The organism is Aeromicrobium sp., assembly GCF_047606445.1.
Lineage (GTDB): Bacteria > Actinomycetota > Actinomycetes > Propionibacteriales > Nocardioidaceae > Aeromicrobium.
This window is the reverse complement of the sequence record NZ_JASGEK010000073.1, coordinates 1-2,799: the sequence shown is the minus strand read 5'-3', so window position 1 is coordinate 2,799 and position 2,799 is coordinate 1. Positions and strand designations below refer to the sequence as shown.

Here is a 2,799-nt window from a genome sequence, read left to right as displayed (position 1 = left end):
GGGGGGGCGCCCCCGCCCCCTTTTTTTGGGCGCCCCCCCACCACCGCATTACGTGGCTAGCGATTCGAGGAGGAGCGAGGAACGAGCGACGGAGTCCCGTCCCCTCTGCCCCCCGGAGCATCGCTCCGCTCCCGATCTTTTTGAAGGCGTGAACGTGTCCGACACCCCCATCTCCCTCTACCGCCTCGCCCGCGGTCCCGCGCTGACCGTCACGGGCGGCTGCATCGTGGTGGCCGGGATCTTGGCGTTCGCGGGTTTCCTGCTCGTCGGCGACGGCACGATCCGGCGGGTCGCGGCGTTCATCGTGGGCGCGCTGGCGGTGGCCTCGCTGCTGGTGGCGGCGCGCTTCGCGTGGCGTTCACCGGTGGTGGTGCGGTTGGACGGGACCGGCATGGTGGTGACCCGCCCGCGGTCGCGGACGCCGTGGTCACAGGTGGAGGACGTGGTGATCGAGGACGGCCATCTGGTGTTGAGCGGTGGGGGGCGGGCGTGGGTCGACGTGCGTCTGGTCGAGCCGTCCGAGCAGGCGGACCTCCTCCGGGACGTGTACGACCGGCTGAACGCGGCGCACGGCTACCGCCGCTTCGGCTGAGCCCGGTGGCCTGCCGACTGGGCCGGGCCGGTATCGTGTGGGAGTTGCCACCGGCAGGTGACGACGAGGAGATGTCGCATAGTGGCCTAGTGCGCCCGCCTGCTAAGCGGGTTGAGGTTTATCCCTCTCGCGGGTTCAAATCCCGCCATCTCCGCCAAATGAGTCACGTTGGAACCCTCGGCAGGCTTTTGCCTGTCGGGGGTTCTTTCTTGTTGGGTCCTCGGTGTCGTTGCTGGTCCGGGGACGGTCATGGGTGCCGGACGTCCAGATCGACCAAGAGCAGGCGGCGCGGCGGCGTCTTTGGGGTCGTCGGTTCCGACCCGGATCCGCGAGCAGCGGCGACATGATCGGCGTGTGAGACGACGAAGATGCTCGTCTGGCTTGGAGAATCACGATGGTCGAGGCCGTTGACCACCCTTGTAGGAGGAGCAGCCTGTCGGCGAGGAGAGTGCGTCGCGGCAAGACTGTCCGTAAGCACGGCCGTCAGCGAGTTACCGGGTGTGTCCGGGCCTGTCGAAGGTGGTGGGCCGGTCGGCGGAGAGCTGGCGGGCGATGCAAGACGCCCACGACCTCTGGGCGGCACGGCAGGTTTTCGACGACAGCAGGTTCGAGCCAGTCGACTTCGTTGCGAGCTGAGGCGGAGCAGATCACTGCTTGCTAGCGTCGTCTCATCGCCCGCCCTTACAGGGGGTGGGAGGGGTGGAGGCCGGAATCCCCGCCATGAGCGGGAGCCGGCCTCAGCGCTGTCCGGGGCACTCGTCCGCAGAGGCCGTGTCATGGCCCGCGTAGGCTCGGACCCGTCGCGCGTCCGCGCGGAACTTGAGTCGAGGAGTGGCATGAGGTCGTTCGGTTCTGTCGTCACGGGCCTGGTCGCGGTGCTGGCGTTCGCGGTGTTCGCCCCGATGTTGTGGTTGACGACGAACGTCGCCGACGAGGACGGCTACGTCGAGTTGAGTGGAGTCGCCCTCTCGGACCCGGAGCGTCGTGCGGAGGTCGCCGACGCCGTCGAGGTCGAGCTGACGGAACGCACCACCGGGCATCTGCAGGACCTCGGCGTCCCGCAGGTCGTCATCGACGGGACGACCGGCCAGATCGACAGCCTCACCGAGGAGGGGCTGGCCGAGGAGTCGGTCGCGCAGGCGTGGGCCGACGCCCAGCGCCAGGCCCATCAGGAGATGTTCGCCGGGAAGGGCAGCACCGGCAGCGGCTTCGTCATCGAACTCGCGCCGTTGATGACCGCTGCGGCCAGCGCCGTCGGCGTCGACGGGAACCTGTTCGGCGCCAGCGTCCGGGTCGAGAGCGAGAACGAGGTCTCGAAGCGCTTCGTCTGGGTCACCACCCACAGCCTCGCGATCACCCTCATCAGCGGCGCCGTCCTGCTGGCGGCGGCGGGCTCGTCGTTCGTGCTCGCGCGCCGCAAGCACCTCGCCCTGCTCGGCCTCGGCGTCGCCGGGCTCGGCGTGATCGGAGTGGAGTACCTGCTCGCCCGCTTCGCCCCCGACCTCGTCGGCCTGCCCGACGACGCCGGGATCAGCGAGCGGCTGGGCCACGTCGTGCTCGAGATCGCCGCGGATTCCTTCCAGGTGTCAGCTATCCCCGTCGCCATCGGCGCCGCCGCCGTGTTCGGAGCCGGCGTCCTGTTGTCCGCCCTGCGCGGCCTGTTCAGCCGGTAGGGGTCAGCGCTCGCCCTTGAGGGCGGCGGGGATCTGGGAGACCGTCTCGATGGTGGCCTCGGGAGCCTTGATCTTCTTCAAGCGGCCGACGCCGATGACGACCAGCAGGATCGTCAGCAGCAGGTAGACGCCCGAGACGATGAGGAAGCACCACGCCGGGTGCAGGCCGGTCATCGTCAGGAAGTACGCGAAGGCGATCGACAGCAGGATCGTGATGAGCACGGCCAGGAAGCCGGCCACGATGAACAGCACCGAGCCGAGCACGCCCGCCTTGACGCTGAAGCGCATCTCGGCCTTCGCCAAGGCGATCTCGTGTTGCACGAGCGAGGACAGATCGCGGCTGGCGTCGGCGACCAGCTTGCCGATGGTCGGTTCCTCGGTCGTGACCGGCGTGAGCTTCTCAGAGGTGGCCATGCGCCGAGCCTACTCGCCATCCCGCCCGTTCCGCGACGCCCTGAGGCGGTGAGTTGTCCACCTTTGCCGCCGGAGCGGTGTCTGGTCCACGTTATGAGCGCTCATAACGTGGACCAGACG

Annotated in this window: 3 protein-coding genes and 1 tRNA gene; 3 read left to right on the top strand and 1 reads right to left on the bottom strand. The window is 68.8% G+C overall.

The genetic code is table 11. The annotated features are described in order from the left end of the window. Positions 1-154: 154 nt before the first annotated feature. The 3 genes from QM621_RS13585 to QM621_RS13575 all read left to right on the top strand — a co-directional run bounded on the left by QM621_RS13585 (position 155) and on the right by QM621_RS13575 (position 2,265). Entirely contained in the window at positions 155-592 is a 438-nt protein-coding gene (locus QM621_RS13585) for a hypothetical protein (RefSeq protein WP_414990924.1), read from the top strand. A gap of 67 nt (positions 593-659) precedes the next feature. Beyond that, positions 660-749 (top strand) — tRNA-Ser (locus QM621_RS13580). Positions 750-1,428: 679 nt separating this feature from the next. After that, complete coding sequence (locus tag QM621_RS13575) at positions 1,429-2,265, top strand: hypothetical protein (protein WP_414990923.1); 837 nt, start codon at positions 1,429-1,431, stop codon at positions 2,263-2,265. 3 nt (positions 2,266-2,268) lie between these two features. On the opposite strand, the gene QM621_RS13570 is transcribed toward QM621_RS13575, so the two are convergent. Further along, a complete protein-coding gene (locus QM621_RS13570; RefSeq protein ID WP_414990922.1) occupies positions 2,269-2,679 on the bottom strand; it encodes a phage holin family protein in 411 nt (136 codons plus the stop codon). Positions 2,680-2,799 lie beyond the last annotated feature (120 nt).

What these genes read in the sequence shown, in the direction of transcription:
- QM621_RS13570 (WP_414990922.1), bottom strand. Translation starts at nt 2,679, where the DNA reads ATGGCCACCTCTGAGAAGCTCACGCCGGTCACGACCGAGGAACCGACC.
- QM621_RS13575 (WP_414990923.1), top strand. Translation starts at nt 1,429, where the DNA reads ATGAGGTCGTTCGGTTCTGTCGTCACGGGCCTGGTCGCGGTGCTGGCG.